This window comes from Pseudomonas sp. HMSC065H01 (assembly GCF_001815235.1).
Classification (GTDB): Bacteria; Pseudomonadota; Gammaproteobacteria; order Pseudomonadales; family Pseudomonadaceae; genus Pseudomonas; species Pseudomonas aeruginosa.
Genome location: NZ_KV819855.1, coordinates 254851 through 270245, shown reverse-complemented (window position 1 = coordinate 270245; position 15395 = coordinate 254851). Strand labels below are relative to the sequence as shown.

16 protein-coding genes are annotated in these 15395 nt (G+C 67.1%); 2 read left to right on the top strand and 14 right to left on the bottom strand.

The features are described from left to right. Window positions 1-39 precede the first annotated feature (39 nt). From flhA to HMPREF3014_RS06825, 12 genes are all read right to left on the bottom strand, one after another. Window positions 40-2163, bottom strand: a complete 2124-nt coding sequence (gene flhA, locus HMPREF3014_RS06880) for a flagellar biosynthesis protein FlhA (protein ID WP_003087100.1) — start codon at window positions 2161-2163, stop codon at window positions 40-42. Window positions 2164-2302: 139 nt separating this feature from the next. Beyond that, window positions 2303-3655, bottom strand: a complete 1353-nt coding sequence (locus tag HMPREF3014_RS06875) for a TPM domain-containing protein (protein ID WP_023087616.1) — start codon at window positions 3653-3655, stop codon at window positions 2303-2305. 32 nt (window positions 3656-3687) lie between these two features. Beyond that, entirely contained in the window at window positions 3688-4947 is a 1260-nt protein-coding gene (locus tag HMPREF3014_RS06870) for a TPM domain-containing protein (RefSeq protein WP_003083057.1), read from the bottom strand. Between the two features lie 72 nt (window positions 4948-5019). Beyond that, window positions 5020-6156, bottom strand: coding sequence for a flagellar biosynthesis protein FlhB (flhB, locus tag HMPREF3014_RS06865; RefSeq protein ID WP_003083056.1), 1137 nt, complete (start codon window positions 6154-6156; stop codon window positions 5020-5022). Window positions 6157-6158: 2 nt separating this feature from the next. Continuing rightward, the gene (gene fliR / locus HMPREF3014_RS06860; RefSeq protein ID WP_003083054.1) at window positions 6159-6935 is read right to left on the bottom strand and encodes a flagellar biosynthetic protein FliR; all 777 of its coding nucleotides are present in this window, start codon (window positions 6933-6935) and stop codon (window positions 6159-6161) included. Next, window positions 6935-7204, bottom strand: a complete 270-nt coding sequence (gene fliQ / locus HMPREF3014_RS06855; RefSeq protein ID WP_003083053.1) for a flagellar biosynthesis protein FliQ — start codon at window positions 7202-7204, stop codon at window positions 6935-6937. The genes fliR and fliQ overlap by 1 nt, the downstream gene beginning before the upstream one ends. 44 nt (window positions 7205-7248) lie before the next feature. Next, window positions 7249-8016 carry a flagellar type III secretion system pore protein FliP gene (gene fliP / locus HMPREF3014_RS06850; RefSeq protein WP_003083052.1) on the bottom strand — a complete coding sequence of 256 codons (768 nt, stop codon included), beginning with the start codon at window positions 8014-8016 and terminating at the stop codon, window positions 7249-7251. Next, a complete protein-coding gene (fliO, locus tag HMPREF3014_RS06845; RefSeq protein WP_003083051.1) occupies window positions 8013-8465 on the bottom strand; it encodes a flagellar biosynthetic protein FliO in 453 nt (150 codons plus the stop codon). Before fliO ends, fliP begins: the two co-directional genes overlap by 4 nt. 1 nt (window position 8466) lies before the next feature. After that, entirely contained in the window at window positions 8467-8940 is a 474-nt protein-coding gene (gene fliN / locus HMPREF3014_RS06840; protein ID WP_003083049.1) for a flagellar motor switch protein FliN, read from the bottom strand. Window positions 8941-8967: 27 nt separating this feature from the next. Further along, window positions 8968-9939, bottom strand: coding sequence for a flagellar motor switch protein FliM (gene fliM / locus HMPREF3014_RS06835; RefSeq protein ID WP_003083045.1), 972 nt, complete (start codon window positions 9937-9939; stop codon window positions 8968-8970). Window positions 9940-9946: 7 nt separating this feature from the next. Then, window positions 9947-10468 (bottom strand): flagellar basal body-associated protein FliL, encoded by a 522-nt coding sequence (fliL, locus tag HMPREF3014_RS06830; RefSeq protein WP_003083042.1) that lies wholly within the window; start codon window positions 10466-10468, stop codon window positions 9947-9949. Between the two features lie 243 nt (window positions 10469-10711). Then, window positions 10712-11995, bottom strand: coding sequence for a flagellar hook-length control protein FliK (locus tag HMPREF3014_RS06825; RefSeq protein WP_023087617.1), 1284 nt, complete (start codon window positions 11993-11995; stop codon window positions 10712-10714). Between the two features lie 187 nt (window positions 11996-12182). Here HMPREF3014_RS06825 and HMPREF3014_RS06820 point away from each other — a divergent pair, with 187 nt between their 5' ends. Beyond that, a complete protein-coding gene (locus tag HMPREF3014_RS06820) occupies window positions 12183-12770 on the top strand; it encodes a UPF0149 family protein (RefSeq protein ID WP_003083037.1) in 588 nt (195 codons plus the stop codon). Window positions 12771-12781: 11 nt separating this feature from the next. Next, window positions 12782-13189 (top strand): YbaN family protein, encoded by a 408-nt coding sequence (locus HMPREF3014_RS06815; protein ID WP_003087079.1) that lies wholly within the window; start codon window positions 12782-12784, stop codon window positions 13187-13189. 8 nt (window positions 13190-13197) lie between these two features. On the opposite strand, the gene HMPREF3014_RS06810 is transcribed toward HMPREF3014_RS06815, so the two are convergent. Both HMPREF3014_RS06810 and HMPREF3014_RS06805 read right to left on the bottom strand, forming a co-directional pair. Beyond that, complete coding sequence (locus HMPREF3014_RS06810; RefSeq protein WP_003083034.1) at window positions 13198-14643, bottom strand: sensor histidine kinase; 1446 nt, start codon at window positions 14641-14643, stop codon at window positions 13198-13200. After that, entirely contained in the window at window positions 14621-15310 is a 690-nt protein-coding gene (locus HMPREF3014_RS06805; protein ID WP_003083028.1) for a heavy metal response regulator transcription factor, read from the bottom strand. The genes HMPREF3014_RS06810 and HMPREF3014_RS06805 overlap by 23 nt, the downstream gene beginning before the upstream one ends. Between the last annotated feature and the right edge of the window lie 85 nt (window positions 15311-15395).

The window sequence follows — 15395 nt, the reverse complement described above, 5'->3', positions numbered from 1 at the left end:
TGCCCGGTGTGCCGGCCCTGGAGCCGGCGCAGCCCTCGTTCAGTTCTGTCCCACCGTCGCGACGATGGTGACTTGCTTGTTGTCCGGGATTTCCTGGTAGGCCAGCACATGCATGCTGGGCACCGCCATCCGCGCGAAGCGCGACATCATCGAGCGGATCGGTCCGGCAACCAGCAGGATCGCCGGCTTACCGAGCATCTCCTGGCGTTGTGCGCTCTCGATCAGCGAGCGTTGCAGCTTCTCGGCCATCCCCGGCTCCAGCAACATGCCGTCCTCGGAGCCTTGTCCGGCCTTCTGCATGCTGTTCAGCAAAATCTGTTCCAACCTCGGCTCGAGCGTGATCACAGGCAGCTCCGGCTCAAGCCCGACAATGCTTTGCACGATTGCGCGGGACAACGCGACGCGAACCGCGGCGACCATCGCGCCGGGATCTTGACTCCGTGGAGCGACGTTGGCGATGGCCTCGGCGATGGTACGGATGTCGCGCACCGGCACCTGCTCCTGGAGCAGCGCCTGCAGGACCTTGAGCAGGGTGGACAGGGAAATCAGCCCCGGCACCAGCTCTTCCGCCAGCTTCGGCGAGCTGCGCGCGAGCAATTGCAGGAGCTGTTGCACTTCTTCATGGCCCAGCAGCTCGTGGGCGTGCTTGTGCAGCACCTGGTTCAGGTGAGTGGCGACCACGGTGCTCGCATCCACCACGGTGTAGCCCAGCGACTGCGCCTGGTCGCGCTGGCCGGGCTCGATCCATACCGCCTCCAGGCCGAAGGCCGGGTCCTTGCCGGCGATGCCGTTGAGGCTGCCGAATACCTGGCCGGGGTTGATCGCCAGCTCGCGATCGGGATAGATCTCCGCTTCGGCCACGCTGACCCCCATCAGGGTCAGACGGTAGGCGTTGGGCAGCAGGTCGAGGTTGTCGCGGATGTGCACCGAGGGCATCAGGAAGCCCAGCTCCTGGGACAGCTTCTTGCGTACGCCCTTGATCCGCGCCAGCAGTTGCCCGCCCTGGTTGCGGTCGACCAGCGGGATCAGCCGGTAGCCGACTTCCAGGCCGACCATGTCCACCGGGGTGACGTCGTCCCAACCCAGTTCCTTGACCTCCTGGGCGCGCTGCGCCGGCAGCAGCTCCTGCTGGCGCTGCACCTCCTGCTCGGCGACCTGCTTGGCCTTGTTCTGCCGGTGCCAGATCCAGTAGGCGGCAGCGCCGGCCAGGGCGCCGAGGCCGATGAAGGAAACATGCGGCATGCCCGGCACGGCGCCCATGGCGATCAGGATCGCCGCGGAAATCGCCAGCGCCTTGGGCGAGGCGAACATCTGCCGGTTGACCTGCTGGCCCATGTCCTCGGAACTGGAGACCCGCGTCACCATGATCGCCGCCGCGGTCGACAGCAGCAGCGACGGCAGTTGTGCCACCAGGCCGTCACCGATGGTCAGCAGGGCGTAGACCTTGCCGGCGTCGCCGAAGGACATCGAATGCTGGATCATGCCGATGGCGACGCCGCCGATCAGGTTGATGAAGAGAATCAGCAGGCCGGCGATGGCGTCACCGCGGACGAACTTGCTGGCACCGTCCATCGAACCGTAGAAGTCGGCCTCCTGGGCCACCTCGCTGCGGCGCTTCTTGGCTTCCTCCTGCTCGATCAGGCCGGCGTTGAGGTCGGCGTCGATGGCCATCTGCTTGCCGGGCATGGCATCCAGGGTGAAGCGCGCGCTGACTTCGGAAATCCGCCCGGCGCCCTTGGTCACCACCACGAAGTTGATGATCATGAGGATCGCGAACACCACCACCCCGACCACGTAGTTGCCGCCGATCACCACTTCGCCGAAGGCCTGGATCACCTTGCCTGCGGCGCCATGGCCGTCGTGGCCGTGGAGCAGCACCACGCGGGTCGAGGCAACGTTCAGCGCCAGGCGCAACAGGGTCGCCACCAGCAGGATGGTCGGGAACACGGCGAAGTCCAGCGGCCGCAGGGCGTACACGCAGACCAGCAGGACGACGATGGACAGGGCGATGTTGAAGGTGAACAGCACGTCCAGCAGGAATGGCGGGATCGGCAGGGTCATCATCGCCAGCATGGCCAGCAGCAGGATCGGCACGCCGAGGCTGCCGCGCCCCAGCCCCGCCAGGTTGCTGCGCACATTGCTGATCAGTTGCGTGCGATCCACTCTCGACTCCCCTGCCCTGCGTATGGCGCCCGTAGGTGGGCGCCGAACAAACTTTTGACGCCGGAATGCGCGTCGGGCGGGTCATTGCAGGAACCGTTCCAACTTTTCAATTCATTGATTGAAAAAGGGTTTTCGCCAATCACCAACTGCCGGAGGCGCCACCACCGCCACTCGAGCCTCCGCCGCCGGAGAACGAGTCCGAAGACGAACTGGACGAACTCGACGACGAGGAAGACGAGGAACCCGATGAGCTAGCGTAATCGCCGCCGCGCCGACGCCCTCTCCCCGAGCCGCCGGCGCTGAAATTGCAACCGATGAGCAGCGGCAGGCAAGCGGCGGGCAGGATGATCAGCGCCTCGATGCTGTTCAGCGGGTCGTCCACCAGCAACAGCAGACACTCCAGGGCCAGGGTCAGCAGCAGGCCGAGCAGGCCCGGCAGGTAGGCCCAGCGCCGTCCTCTGCGCAGCCCCTGCCAGGCACCGGCCAGCATCAGCAGGGTCAGCCCCAGCGAAAGCGGCACGGCCAATCCGTAATGAAGCACCGGCAGGCCATAACGGCCGTAGGCCCAGAACAGCCCCAGCGCATAGAGCACAAGAATGGCGAAGAACCAGCGGGCACCGCGCGAATACTTGAGCAACGCGCCGAAGCCGACGCCCAGGACCGCCACCATCTCCGCCAGCGCCACCATCGCCCCTGCCGGCCAGTGCCGCCCCAGTGCCAACGCCGCAGCGAGCGCCACTACCGCCCCCAGGGTCCAGTACCAGGCGCGCGGACGTACCAGCAGCGCCACCCCGCCGAGAGCGCCGAGCAGGAATGCGATAGCCAGGGTCTGCCGTACCGCGCCGGGCTCCAGCGGGTCGCGCGGCGGCGGCGGCAACGCCTCGCCGTCGATCAGTCGTACCAGGCGCTGCGCCGCCGCTTCCAGGCCGCCGGCGTAGTCTTGCTGACGGAACGCAGGGGTCATGTATTCGCGGATGATCCGCCCGGCATCGATGTCGGTGATCGTTCCTTCCAGGCCATAGCCGACTTCAATGCGCATGCGCCGGTCGTCCTTCGCCACCAGCACCAGGACGCCGTCATCGATCCCCTTGCGCCCCAGCTTCCACGCCTCGAAGACCCGCGTCGCATAGGCCTCGATGCTGTCCGGATAGGTGCTGGGCACCATCAGGATCGCTACCTGGGCACCCTTCCGGGCCTCCAGCGCGGCCAGCGAAGCTTCCAGGCGGGCACGCTCGGCGGCGTCGAGGGTCGCGGTAAGGTCGGTCACCCGCCGCGCCAGCGCTGGAACCTCCGCGGACTCGTAGCCCGCATCGCGCGCTGCCTCGGCCTCGGCGCCGACCGCCGATGCCTCCACGGCCTCCTCCTCGACATCGGACGCTGCCACCGCGACGGTGACCGGCACCGTCGCGGTGGCAACGGAGGGAATCGCGGCGGCGCAGAGCAGCATGCCGAACAGCCGAAGCATGGCGAGATAACGCGTGATTGCAGACATCCTTGTCTCCGAATGAAATGAACGGGAACCCATTACCAACTGCCCGAGGCACCGCCTCCGCCGCTGGAACCACCGCCCCCGGAAAAGCCGCCGGACGACGAGGAGGAAGAGGAGGAGGAACCGCCGCCGGAGCTTCCCGACGAGCCTCCACCACCCCCACTCAGGCGTACCTGGCCGAACACCAGCAGCCCGAGCATGAGCTGGAACGGTAGCAGGGCCAGCCAGACCAGCGGTGCGTCCAGGCCACCGGACAGCAATCCGAGCAGCAGGTAGGCCGCCAGCAACGCCCACAGTCGGCGGTGGAAACTTTTCCGCCGCTCGCGCCATAGCGAGCGCATCAGGCGGTAGTTCGACCAGCAGAGAACCGCCAGCATCAGCACCCCGGCCGGCCACAGCAGGCCGTAGATGAAGGACACCGCGCTGAACCAATGCGCCGCCAGCCCGAGCAGGGCTACATAGACCAGTACGCCGATCACCAGGTAGAAGGCCGGGCGCACCGTCCACAGCGCGCCGAAGGTCGCGCCGCCGACCAGCATGCACAGCGGAGCGACCAGCAGCACGCTCATCCATTCGCCGGAAGCGCCGGCCAGCGTGCCCAGCAGCCAGCAGAGCAGCGCCCCGCCGAGCAGCCAGGGCCAGCGCAGCGCCCGGGCACTCAACAGCACTCCGGCCAACGATCCGTAGATGAAGGCGACCAGCAGCGCCCAGGCTTCCGCCGGCAATTGCCCCAGCGAGACTTTCGGCGCACCCGACGACGCGGCCGCCGGCAGCGTTTCGCCGTCGACCAGGCGGATCAGCTCGTCCACCGCGGCCTCGATCCCGCCGGCGTAGTCGCCCTCGCGAAATGCCGGGGCCATCCGCTCGCGAATGATCCGTCCGGCGACCACATCGGGCACCGCACCCTCCAGGCCGTAGCCGACCTCGATGCGCATGCGCCGGTCATCCTTGGCCACCACCAGCAGCAGACCGTCGTCGACCGCCTTGCGGCCGAGCTTCCAGGCCTGGAACAACTTGTCGGAGAAGGCTTCGATATCGAGGGTACCGGTAGTCGGCAGCATCACCACCGCGATCTGCGCACCGCGTCGCCGCTCCAGCGCCTCGAGCTTCTCCACCAGGCGTTGGCGCGTCGCCTCGTCCAGCGTGTGGGTGGCATCCACCACCCGCTCCGACAGGGGCAAGGCGACCCATTCCGCCGGCGCTTCGGCGTGCGCAGGCATCCAGGGCAGCAGCCAGGCCAGGGCGAGCAACAGGAGGACAGGCGGGAAAATACGATCAGACAAGGTTCGATCCATGAACGGCAAAGCTCTCATCCCGAGCGGGTATCGGCCAAGGCTGCCACAGCGCGGCGCGTAGCTCCAGCCAGGTCACTCGTCGCGACGCAGGTCCGGCGGGATCGGCAGGTCCTTCAACGGGCTCGGCCGCTTGCCCTTGCCGGCCTGGTACTGCTTGAGCTGGTAGACATAGGCCAGCACCTGGGCCACGGCGAGATAGAGCCCGGCGGGAATCTCCTGATCCAGCTCGGTGGAGTAGTACACCGCTCGCGCCAGCGCCGGCGACTCCATGACCATCACCTTGTGCTCCTGGGCCACCTCGCGGATCTTCAGGGCCAGGAAATCGTTGCCCTTGGCCAGCAGCAGCGGCGCCCCGCCGCCCGCCGGGTCGTACTTCAGGGCTACGGCGAAGTGGGTCGGGTTGGTGATCACCACGTCGGCCTCCGGCACCGCCGCCATCATCCGTCTCTGCGCCATCTCGCGCTGCATCTGGCGGATCTTCGACTTGACCTCGGGCTTGCCCTCGGAGTCCTTGTATTCGTCGCGGACTTCCTGCTTGGTCATCAGCAGCTTCTGGCGGTTGTCCCAGATCTGGTAGGGCACGTCCACCGCGGCGATCAGCAGCAGGCTGCAGGCCATCCAGAAGGCGCTCCAGCCGACCACCCGCACGCTGTGCAGGATCGCCTGCTCGAGCGGCTGGTGCGCCAGCGCCAGGAGGGCGTCGCGGTCGGCGGAGAGCACCAGCAGGGCCACCGCCAGCACCACCAGGAACTTGATCAGCGCCTTGCTCAGTTCGAGCAGCGACTTGGCGGAAAACATCCGCTTCAGCCCCGACAGCGGGTTGAGCCGGCTGAACTTGGGTTGCAGGGCGTCCATCGAGAACAGCCAGCCGCCGAGGGCGATCGGCCCGACGATCGCCGCCACCAGCAGCATCAGCAGGATCGGCCAGAGCCCCTGGGCAGCCAGGTAGGCCGAAGCGCCGAGCAATTGCAGCATGCTCTCGGTATTCATCGCGGTTTCCCGGGACAGCTCGAAATTGCTGCGCATCAGGCGCAACAGGGCGCCCGCCAGGTCGGCGCCGTAGATCAGCAGGCCGCCGGCGCCGGCCATGAGGATGGCCAGGGTGTTCAGCTCCCGCGAACGCGGCAACTGCCCTTTCTCGCGCGCCTCGCGGCGGCGTTTCTCCGTGGGTTCCTCTGTCTTGTCCTGCCCGCTCTCGCTCTCGGCCATGGCTATTTCGCCCGCACCAGTTCACGGAGGAATTGCAGGGCCTCGCCGGCCAGCACCTGGTACTGGCTGAGCAGGTCGGCGGTGCCGATCCAGAGGATCACCAGGCCCAGCACCAGGGTCAACGGAAAGCCGATGGAGAAGATGTTCAGTTGCGGCGCCGCGCGGGTCATGGCGCCGAAGGCGAGGTTCACCACCAGCAGCGCGGTGATCGCCGGCAGCGCCAGCAGCAGTGCCGCGCCCATCACCCAGCCGAGCTTGCCGGCGATGATCCAGAAATGGTTGCCGCTCAGGCCCTCGCCCACCGGCAGGGTGACGAAGCTCTCGGCGATTACCTCGAACACTACCAGGTGCCCGTTCATCGCCAGGAACAGCAGCGTCACCAGCATGGTGAAGAACTGGCCGAGCACCGGCACCGAGACGCCGTTGGCCGGGTCAACCATGGAAGCGAAGCCCAGGCCCATCTGCATCGAGATGATCTGCCCGGCGATCACGAAGGCGTGGAACAGCAACTGCAGGGAAAAGCCGAGCAAGGCGCCGACCAGGATCTGCTCGCCGATCAGCAGCATGGCCTTCATGCTCAGCGCGTCCACCTGCGGCATCGGCGGCAGGTTCGGCACCAGCACCACGCAGACGCCCAGCGCCAGGTAGAGGCGCACCCGCACCGGCACCAGCTGGGTGCCGATCACCGGCATGGTCATCAGCAGCGCCGCGACCCGGAACAGCGGCAGCACGAAGCTGGCGATCCAGCCGCCGATCTGCGCGTTGGTCAGCTCCAGCATCAGCCGATCAGCAGCGGGATGTTGCCGATCAGCGTCTGGGTGTACTCCATCAGCTGCCGCAGCAGCCAGGGGCCCAGCACGATCAGGGTGAGCAGGATCACCATCAGGCGCGGCAGGAAGCTCAGGGTCTGTTCGTTGATCTGGGTGGCGGCCTGGAACATCGCCACCACGAGACCGACCAGCAGGCTCGGAACCACCAGCACGCCGACGATCATCGCCGTCAGCCACAACGCCTCGCGGAACAGGTCGAGTGCCACCTCAGGGGTCATGTCTCTCTCCAGCGCGCCAGCGGCGCGTCAAGCCGGCGGCACCGCTAGACGGTGCCGAAACTGCCCGCCAGCGTCCCGATGATCAGCGCCCAGCCATCCACCAGGACGAACAGCATGATCTTGAACGGCAGGGAAATGATCAGCGGCGACAGCATCATCATGCCCATCGCCATCAGCACGCTGGACACCACCAGGTCGATGATCAGGAACGGGATGAAGATCATGAAGCCGATCTGGAACGCGGTCTTCAGCTCGGACGTGACGAAGGCCGGGACCAGGATGGTCAGCGGCGTCGCCTCCGGGCTGCCGATGTCGGTGCGCTTGGACAGGCGGACGAACAGCTCCAGGTCGGAGGTACGAGTCTGCGCCAGCATGAACGCCTTCAGCGGTACCTCGGCCTTTTGCAGGGCTTCCTGGGCGGGAATCTGCTCGTTCAGGTAGGGCTGCAGGGCCTGGCTGTTGATCTTGTCGAACACCGGGGCCATGACGAACATGGTCAGGAACAGCGCCAGCCCCACCAGCACCTGGTTCGACGGCGTCGATTGCAGGCCCAGCGCCTGGCGCAGGATGGAGAAGACGATGATGATCCGGGTGAAGCTGGTCATCAGCATGACGAACGCCGGGATGAAGCTCAGCGCGGTCATGATCAGCAGGATCTGCAGGCTGACCGAATACTCCTGCTGGCCCTGGCCGTTGGTGGTCACGGTGATCGCCGAGATCGATGTCGGGTCGGCGGCCAGCGCCGGCCACGGCGCCAGCAGCAGAAGGCAGAGCGCGGCGAGCGCGCCGGCCAGGGAGATGCGCGGAGTCATGGCTTGCCCTTGGGGTCCTTGTTCAGCAGCTCCAGCAGGCGCTGGGCGAATTCCGGCGTGGCCGGCTCGCCGTCCGGCAGGTGTACCGGCTCCTTGAGCACGTGCAACGGCGTGATCCGGCCGGGCGTCAGGCCGAGCAGGATCTGCTCCTCACCGACCTGCACCAGCACCAGCCGGTCGCGCGGACCCAGCGGCTGGCTGGCAAGGGTGCGGATCAAGCGGTTGCCGCGCGGACCGGCCTGTTGCACCCGGCGCACCAGCCAGGCGAGCAGGAAGATCAGGCCGATCACCAGGCCCAGGCCGAGCACCAGTTGGGCCAGTTGCGCGGCGGCGCCGGAAGCGGCGCCCACCGTCGGCGCGGCGGCACCCGTCGTCCCCTCGGCGGCGCACAGCGGCGCGCTCAGCGAGGCGAGTGCCGGCAGGAAGCCGGCGAACAGGTAGCGACGCATGTCAGCGCAGCTTCTTGATGCGTTCGCTGGGACTGATCACGTCGGTCAGGCGGATGCCGAACTTCTCGTTCACTACCACCACCTCGCCGTGGGCGATCAGGGTGCCGTTGACCAGTACGTCCAGCGGCTCGCCGGCCAGGCGATCGAGTTCGATCACCGACCCCTGGTTGAGCTGCAGCAGGTTGCGGATGCTGATGTCGGTATGCCCGACCTCCATGGAAATGGTCACCGGGATGTCCAGGATCACATCCAGGTTGGGCCCCTCCAGGCCGGAAATGGTCGGTGCCTTCGGCGAAGCGCCGAACTCTTCCATCGGCGCCCGCGGGGTGCTCGGCTCCGCCACGGGGGTCGCGCCGCCCTGGGCCATCAGCGCATCGATGTCGTCCTGGCTGGCGTCGCCCGCCTCGGCCAGCGCCGCCGCCCATTCGTCGGCCAGTGCCTGTTCCTCGGTGGTCACTTTTTCTTCGTCTGCCATGGTTCGTCTTTCCTCCGGGGGAAGCGGTCAGCGCGAGCGCTCGACCGCTTCGAGAATCTGTAGCGCCAGGTTGCCCTTGTGGGCGCCCAGCTTGACCTTGAAGGCGGGCACGCCGTTGGCGCGCATCACCATGTGTTCCGGCATCTCCACCGGGATCACGTCGCCCGGCTGCATGTGCAGGATGTCGCGCAGCTTGAGCTGGCGGCGGACCACGGTGGCGCCGAGCGGTACCTGGACGTCCAGCACGTCCTCGCGCAGGGCCTTGATCCAGCGCTCGTCCTGGTCGTCGTGGTCGGACTGGAAACCGGCGTCGAGCATCTCGCGGATCGGCTCGATCATCGAATAGGGCATGGTGATGTGCAGGTCGCCGCCACCGCCGTCCAGTTCGATGTGGAAGGTGGAGACCACCACCACCTCGCTGGGACTGACGATGTTGGCCATGGCCGGGTTGACCTCCGAGTTGACGTACTCGAAGTTCATCTCCAGCACCGCCTGCCAGGCTTCCTTCAGATCGACGAAGGCCTGCTCCAGCACCATCCGCACCACCCGCAGTTCGGTCGGGGTGAACTCGCGGCCCTCGATCTTGGCGTGGCGGCCGTCGCCGCCGAAGAAGTTGTCCACCAGCTTGAACACCAGCTTGGCGTCGAGGATGAACAGCGCGGTGCCGCGCAGCGGCTTCATCTTCACCAGGTTGAGGCTGGTGGGAACGTACAGCGAGTGCACGTACTCGCCGAACTTCATCACCTGCACGCCGCCGACCGCGACGTCGGCCGAACGGCGCAGCAGGTTGAACATGCTGATGCGGGTGTAGCGGGCGAAACGCTCGTTGATCATCTCCAGGGTCGGCATGCGGCCCCGGACGATGCGGTCCTGGCTGGTCAGGTCATAGGACTTGACCGATCCCGGCGTCGCCTCGACTTCGGTTTCCACCAGGCCATCGTCGACGCCGTGCAACAGCGCGTCGATTTCATCCTGGGAAAGCAGATCTTGCACGGCCATGGGATACCTACTGCAGCACGAAATTGGTGAACAACACTTGTTCGATAGCCAGTTGGCCGGTTTCCTTCTTGGCCAGTTCCTGCAATCCGGCGGTCGCCTGCTGGCGGAGCATCTCCTTGCCCACCGGCGTCACCAGCGAGTCGAAACTCTGACTCGAGAACAGCATCACCAGTTTATTGCGAACCAGCGGCATGTGCTCGCGCAATGCGTCCATCTGCGCCTTGTCGCGCCCCATCAACGCGACGCCGACCTGCATGTAGCGCTGCCGGCCGTTCTGGTTGAAGTTGACGACGAAGGCCGGCGCCAGGATCTCGTAGAGCGCCGGCTGCTTGCCCGGCTTCGCCGCCTCGCTGGCGACTTCCTCGGTCTTCTCGGCCTTCAGCGACTTGCTGAGGAAGAACCAGGTGCCGCCCACCGACAGGCCGATCGCCAGCAGCAGGCCGACCACGATCAGCAGGATCAGCTTCAGCTTGCTCTTGCCGCCGCTCGGAGCCCCCGCGTCGGCGGGTGTCGCCTCTTTCTTAGCCATGCCAAAAATCCGTCGCTATAGCGTCAAATGAAGGGTTTCACAGGGGCAGAGCAAGGGTTGTGCCATTTCTGCAACGCCGCCCCGCCTCCTGGGACCAGCCCCGGAGGGCTGTCCGAGATGATAGACGGCGCGGATATTACAGCCTGGCCACAGGAAATCATCCCCGTCTTTTGCGAAATTGCCCGCTCCGGAAAAAGAAAGGCCTCCCGCAGGAGGCCCAAAGGGGAAATGCAGTCGTTCGCCTCAGGCGTAGTAGTCGACCAGACCGCGCGCCGCCGACGAACCCGGCCGGCTGCGGATCTCGCTGACTCCGGCAAGGGTTTCCTCATCGCCCGAGGCGTCGCCGGCCAAGCCGCGTCCGCGCGCCGATCCGCCCTCGCCCTGCTGCTGGCCCTGCCAGCCCCGCGCCAGCGACTGGTCGGAGACGTTCACGTCGAGCTGGTTCATGCCCTGCTGGCTGAACATGTCGCGCAGCCGGTGCATCTGGCTTTCCAGGGCGTCGCGAACGCCGGCGTTGGGACTGGCGAAGGTCACCTGGGTCTGGTCGGCGGTCATGTGGATGCGCACGTCCAGGCGTCCCAGCTCGGCGGGGTCGAGCTGGATCTCCGCCGACTTCAGGTTCTGGCTGGACATCCACATCACCCGGTCCACCACCGCCTCGCTCCAGCCGTTCTGCTGCATCGCCACCGGCTGGCCGGGCACCGTGCCGTTCACCGGACGGTTGGTCAGGGCCTGTTGCGCCATGGCCTGGGTCAGCCCGTTGAGCTTGGCCGCGAAAGGCTCGCCGCGCGGCTCCGCCTTGCTCTCCAGCAGGCTCTCGGAGGCGGCGCTGGCGACGGCCGGCTCGGCGGTCTGCTGCAACTGGGCCTCGAGCGCCTTGCCGTCGACGGCCTTGGTCAAGGAATCCGAGGTCAGGCCGGCAAGGGCATCGCCGAGGCTCGCCTGGCGGGGATCGGCGCTCTTCGCCGGCCCGCCTTTCGCCGCCTGCGCGGCGTCCTGGGCACCCTGCTCCAGGGCCATGTTCACCGCCGGAACGCCGTTGAGCTTGACCAGGGTCGGGTCGCTGCTGGCTTCGGTCAGGCTGGCCGGAGCACTGCTGGCCGTCGGCACGGCCGGCGGCAGCAAAGTCGCCTGGGTATTCTCGTCGAGCATCGGCACGGCGCCGCCGAGGCCGAGCAGTTGCAGCGGATCGACCGGCGTTTCGACTTTATCTTCGCCGTCGGCCTTGGCCTGGCCGTCGGCCGGCAAAGGCTTGCCGTCTTCGGCAACGGCCGGTTGCCCGGCGGCATCCGTCGGCTGCGCCTCGGCAGCCTCCTTGCCGGCGTCCCTCGGCTTGTCCCGCGAACCCTTGGAGGGACCGTCGGCGCGCTCGGCGGGCTTCTTCGCGGTCTCCTTGGCATACATGTCGGAGAAGCTGGAAGTCTTGTCGTTACTGGGCTCAGGCGTTTTCTGCTGGCTCTTCGGCGCAGCGGCCTTGGGCTTTACATCAGGCGTCGGCGGCAACAACACACCAGGGGCGACGGCCATGGGAATTCTCCATTTGCGAAGGGATTGCGTCGTGGCTTGCGCAAGGGACCGAGCAAGGTCCGGGCCAACTTCGCCGAGAGCGTCCGCGAAACGCTCGCCAGGGCGCCGCAGCAGGCACGTTCGCTTTGCCCGCAGGTCCCGTCTGGACTACAATCCAGAGCCGCATCCCTCCCGAGGTAGTACCCTGATGTCCTTCGCCGAAAAACTGTCCCGTCTGCAAGCCTTCCTCGATGCCGATGACCTGCACGAAGAAGCGCTGGACTACGTGGCGACCCACGGCTACCTGACCGCCCTCTCCATCTGCCCGGAGCAGGTGCCGGAGCGGGAGTGGATCGACGCCCTGTTCGCCGAACCGCCGCACTACCGCAGCGATGAGGAGCGCCAGGAGATCGAGACTTCCCTCGAGCAGCTCAAGGCGCACATCACCCGCGTGCTGGCCAGCGACGAAGACCTCGAGCTGCCCTGCGACCTCGACCTCGGCGACGAGCCGGACGACTCCGACCTGCGCGGCTGGTGCATCGGCTTCATGGAAGGCGTGTTCCTTCGCGAGGAAGTCTGGTTCGAGCAGGCCGAGGAGGAAGTCAGCGAGCTGCTGCTGCCTATCATGGTCGGCTCCGGCCTGTTCGACGAGCAGCCCGAGTTCGACGAGATCGCCCGCGACCGCCACCTGGTGGACGACATGGTCGCGCAGATTCCCGACCTGCTGACCAACCTGTTCCTGCTCTGCCAGGCGCCGGAAGAAAAGCCCGCCCTGCTCAAGCCGCGCACGCACTAAGGAGCGCCGCGGTGGCGCAGCGGGAAATTCGCCCGAGCGCTCGCGCCTGGGTGCGCTATAGCCTCCAGGCCGTGGGTTTCCTAAGCGTAGCCCTGGGCGTGATCGGCATCTTCCTGCCGGTGCTGCCGACCACGCCTTTCCTGCTCCTCGCGGCGGCCTGCTTCATGCGCAGCTCGCCGCGCTTCTACCACTGGCTGGTCGGCCATCCACGGCTCGGCCCGTGGATCCGCGACTATCTCGACGGCGAAGGCATCCCGCTCAAGGGCAAGGTCTACGCCATCGGCCTGATGTGGGCCAGCATCGCCCTTTCCTGCTACCTGGTCCGACGCCCCTGGGCCCAGGGCTTCATGCTGACCAGCGCGGTACTGGTCAGCATCTATATCCTCCGCCAGAAGACCCGCCCGCCGCACGACGCCTGATGGCCCGCTCAGGACAGCGCCGGATCGCCCTCGCCCAGCGGCAAGCGGTCGCCGGGCCCGCGCCGCTCGGGGCTCAGCACGGTGAAGCCGAAGGTGTTCCAGCCGTCCGCGCTGTCGACGAACACCGAACCGCCGTGCATGCTCGCCACCGCCTTGACGATGGACAGGCCGAGGCCGTGGTTGGCCTCGCTGTTGCTGCGCGCCGCGTCGACCCGATAGAAGCGTTCGAACAGGTGCCTGCGGTGCTCGTCGGCGATCGGCACGCCGGGGTTGCTCACCGCCACCCGCACTTCGTCGCCGCGCCGCTCGACGCCGACCCGCAGCGTGCCGCCGGCGGCGGTGTGCTGGGCGGCGTTGTACAGCAGGTTGGTCACCGCCCGCTGGAACAGGGCGCGCTCGACCAGCGCGCGAGCCTCGCCACGCACCTCGATGCCGACCCCAGCCTCGTCGAAGATCACCTCGAGGAAATCCACCGTGGTGGCGATCTCGCCGGCCAGCGAGGTTTCCTCGCGCTCGCAGGCCAGGCGTCCCTGGTCGGCGCGGGCGAGGAACAGCATGTCGTTGACGATCGCCCGCAGCCGCTCCAGCTCCTCCAGGTTGGATTGCAGGACCTCTTCGTAATGTTCGCCGCTGCGTTCGCGGGACAACGCCACCTGGGTCTGGCCGATCAGGTTGGTCAATGGCGTGCGCAGCTCGTGGGCGACGTCGGCATTGAACGACTCCAGGCGCACGTAGGCCTGCTCCAGGCGGTCCAGGGCGCCGTTGAACGCTCCCACCAGCTCGCGCAGCTCGGCCGGCAGCGGCGAGAGCTGCAAGCGCTGCGACAACTGCCGCGGGCTGATCCGCCGGGCCTCCTCGGACAGCCGATGCACCGGCCACAGGCCCAGGCGGGCGATCCAGTGGCCAAGCAACGAGGCCAGCAGCACACCGAGGGCGGACAGGCCGAGCAGCCATTTCAGGGTGGAGGTCCGCGCCTCATGGAACGCCGCGCTGTCGATGGCGGTGACGTAGGTCAGCCGCGGCCGCCCCTCGCGCGCCGGCAACACGCCGACCCGCGCAGTCAGCGCGTACCGGTGCTCCGGCAACTCCAGTTCGTAGCGGCCGGCGCCATCGGCGATCAGCCGCTGCACCGGTTCGCTGAAGCGCCCGTAGTGATAGCGCGGGTCGTCGCTGTCGATCCAGAAACGGATCAGCTCGTACTCCTGGCTCAGGTTGTCCAGCTTGCCCTGCAGGTGCGGCCAGCGCTCGGCCAGGTCGGGATGGTCGAGCATCCGCGAGACCATGTTGAAGCGCACGTCCACCTCGCCCTGCTGCAGGCGCTCGGTCTGGCGGTCGAGGATGCAATAGAGCATGGTGCCGATGAGGGCGAAGATCACCACCGCGGCGCCGGCGAACATTCCCGCCAGGCGGGTCGACAAGGACATGCCCACCTCAGCCCGACTCCGCCAGCGCACGGTTCTCCAGGACGTAGCCCATGCCCCGGATGGTATGCAGCAGCTTGTTCTCGAACGGACCGTCGAGCTTGGCGCGCAGGCGCTTGATCGCCACCTCCACGACATTGGTGTCGGTATCGAAGTTGATGTCCCAGACCAGTTCGGCGATCGCCGTCTTCGACAGGATCTCGCCGCTGCGCTGGGCCAGCACGCAGAGCAGCGCGTACTCCTTGGCAGTCAGCTCCAGACGGGTGTTGCCACGGAAGACCTTGCGGCTGAGCAGGTCGATGGACAGGTCGGCGATGCGCATCTGCGAATGGCTTTCGTGGTTGCCGCCGCGCCGGGTCAGGGCCTGCAGGCGGGCGACCAGTTCGAGGAAGGAGAACGGCTTGATCAGGTAGTCGTCGGCGCCCTCGCGCAGCCCGCGCACCCGGTCTTCCACGCGCTCGCGCGCGGTGAGCATGATCACCGGGGTCTGCCGCCGCTCGCGCAACGCCCGCAGAACGCCGTAGCCGTCGACGCCCGGCAGCATCACGTCGAGCACGATCACGTCGTACTCGCCATGGAGCGCCAGGTGGCGACCGTCGATGCCGTTGTCCGCCAGGTCCACGGTGAACCCCTGTTCGCTGAGGCCACGGTTCAGGTAGTCCGCCGTCTTCGCCTCGTCCTCGACAATCAGTACCCGCATCTATCGCCCGATCCTCTGTTCGCCTTCGCATCCCGGGCGGGACGCATGCCTGCCTGCATCCTAGCCACGCGCCGCCGTCCAGGAA

Bases quoted from the DNA above. Each gene is read 5' to 3' on its own strand.
- HMPREF3014_RS06870 (WP_003083057.1), bottom strand. From the start codon at position 4,947: ATGGATCGAACCTTGTCTGATCGTATTTTCCCGCCTGTCCTCCTGTTG.
- fliM (WP_003083045.1), bottom strand. From the start codon at position 9,939: ATGGCCGTGCAAGATCTGCTTTCCCAGGATGAAATCGACGCGCTGTTG.
- fliN (WP_003083049.1), bottom strand. From the start codon at position 8,940: ATGGCAGACGAAGAAAAAGTGACCACCGAGGAACAGGCACTGGCCGAC.
- HMPREF3014_RS06875 (WP_023087616.1), bottom strand. From the start codon at position 3,655: ATGTCTGCAATCACGCGTTATCTCGCCATGCTTCGGCTGTTCGGCATG.
- fliO (WP_003083051.1), bottom strand. From the start codon at position 8,465: ATGCGTCGCTACCTGTTCGCCGGCTTCCTGCCGGCACTCGCCTCGCTG.
- fliP (WP_003083052.1), bottom strand. From the start codon at position 8,016: ATGACTCCGCGCATCTCCCTGGCCGGCGCGCTCGCCGCGCTCTGCCTT.
- fliQ (WP_003083053.1), bottom strand. From the start codon at position 7,204: ATGACCCCTGAGGTGGCACTCGACCTGTTCCGCGAGGCGTTGTGGCTG.
- fliR (WP_003083054.1), bottom strand. From the start codon at position 6,935: ATGCTGGAGCTGACCAACGCGCAGATCGGCGGCTGGATCGCCAGCTTC.
- HMPREF3014_RS06825 (WP_023087617.1), bottom strand. From the start codon at position 11,995: ATGGCCGTCGCCCCTGGTGTGTTGTTGCCGCCGACGCCTGATGTAAAG.
- flhB (WP_003083056.1), bottom strand. From the start codon at position 6,156: ATGGCCGAGAGCGAGAGCGGGCAGGACAAGACAGAGGAACCCACGGAG.
- fliL (WP_003083042.1), bottom strand. From the start codon at position 10,468: ATGGCTAAGAAAGAGGCGACACCCGCCGACGCGGGGGCTCCGAGCGGC.
- HMPREF3014_RS06820 (WP_003083037.1), top strand. From the start codon at position 12,183: ATGTCCTTCGCCGAAAAACTGTCCCGTCTGCAAGCCTTCCTCGATGCC.
- HMPREF3014_RS06805 (WP_003083028.1), bottom strand. From the start codon at position 15,310: ATGCGGGTACTGATTGTCGAGGACGAGGCGAAGACGGCGGACTACCTG.